Origin of the sequence: Hungatella hominis (assembly GCF_014288005.1) — a bacterium.
Classification (GTDB): Bacteria; Bacillota; Clostridia; order Lachnospirales; family Lachnospiraceae; genus Hungatella; species Hungatella effluvii.
Window position 1 is genome coordinate 1 of sequence record NZ_JACOPB010000063.1, and the last position, 1,366, is coordinate 1,366.

2 protein-coding genes are annotated in these 1,366 nt (G+C 42.5%); both read right to left on the reverse strand.

Going from position 1 to position 1,366, the window contains the following annotated elements; all coding sequences use genetic code 11:
• Positions 1 to 845 (reverse strand): tape measure protein (locus H8S75_RS32305; RefSeq protein WP_187024970.1); only part of this gene is annotated, 845 nt, incomplete at its 3' end.
• 177 nt (positions 846 to 1,022) lie between these two features.
• Positions 1,023 to 1,366 (reverse strand): phage tail assembly chaperone (locus tag H8S75_RS32310; RefSeq protein WP_187024971.1); only part of this gene is annotated, 344 nt, incomplete at its 5' end.

Consider the following 1,366-nt stretch of genomic DNA (forward strand, 5'->3'; position numbering starts at 1 on the left):
CCGAAAGCCTCCAATGCGTTATTTGCCATAAGCTGCCCGACATCGGCAAAAGTCATTGGCATTTCTGCAAATTTGTCATTAATATCGTCAGCAGCCGTAAACATTGCATTCTTAATAATATCGGCCGTGATAAGTCCATCAGAAGACAATTCCTTCAGTTCACCTTTACTTTTTCCCATATACTTAGCAATTGCATCAGCAACCATAGGCGCATTTTCCATAACAGATCGGAACTCATCACCCTGCAGCTTACCGGCCGCCATAGCCTGTGTCAACTGTAAAAATGCAGATTGTTGTTCTGATGTTCCAGCTCCAGATACTTTCAACGATTTTTGCAGGAGCTCAGTAAAACCGATAGCTTCGTCATTTGATGTAAAACTATCTCCGGCAAGGAGATTCATTTTGGCAACTGCTCCGGCCATGTCTGTATAACTGCCTCGTGACCGGTTTGCGGCATCGAAAACCTTATCCTGCAATTCTGCTGGAGTCTGATTGTCATCATTAACCATTCTTAATCTGGCCGCTGCATTGGTATAATCGTCTACCAAGTCCATACCTTTCTTCACAGCCGCCAAACTGACCACTGTTCCAATTAAAGTTTTTAAACTGCCGTTCGCCTTATTGGCTTTCCTTTCCGTATCAGAAAGAGAATTGTTAAACTTTGTCATTTTAGGAGAGGCAGCCTCGGATCCATTTCCCGCCTTTGTAACCGAGTCATTTACCTTATCGGCAGCCTTTGATGCTTTAAGCATTTTATCAGTCGCGGCATTCGTCTTGTTCATCATTTTATTAATCTGCGAGCTATACCCATCCATAAGACGGAACATAGCGCTTAATGTCGGCATAATCCACCTCCTATTTCATCTGGCTGGCAAGTCTTTTCTCTTCTTCTATCCGAAGATCTATACTTGCGTATACGACAGCTTTTTCCTTTTGACTCATAGCTTCTAAGACAGTTGGCAAAATGTGAAGTTTCTGCAGGGCAAAGTGAGTATAATTCATCTCAACATCACCCTGCTTTATCAGTTTTTTGCCTCGTCAATATCTTCGTTGATATCCTTATCCAACCCAGATAATCCCTGTACTGCCTCCATTAGTGTTGCAAACTCCCCAACATAGAGCATGGCTACAAGAGTCTTGTCAGCACCTAAAGTGCCATATGCTCTCTGTAATTCTGAATTTTCCAGATCAGGTTCCACGACCGCCGCCGCAACCAAATTCTGGTTATATGATACTTTATCAAAATACTCATTCCCTTTTTTATCTTTTTTTGTATATTTCCGGAGCAGTCCATCATTTTCCTGCTGAGTGATTGGGCGGATCACGAATGGAACCGGTTTTCCATTTTCTTTGAATCGTTCAGATA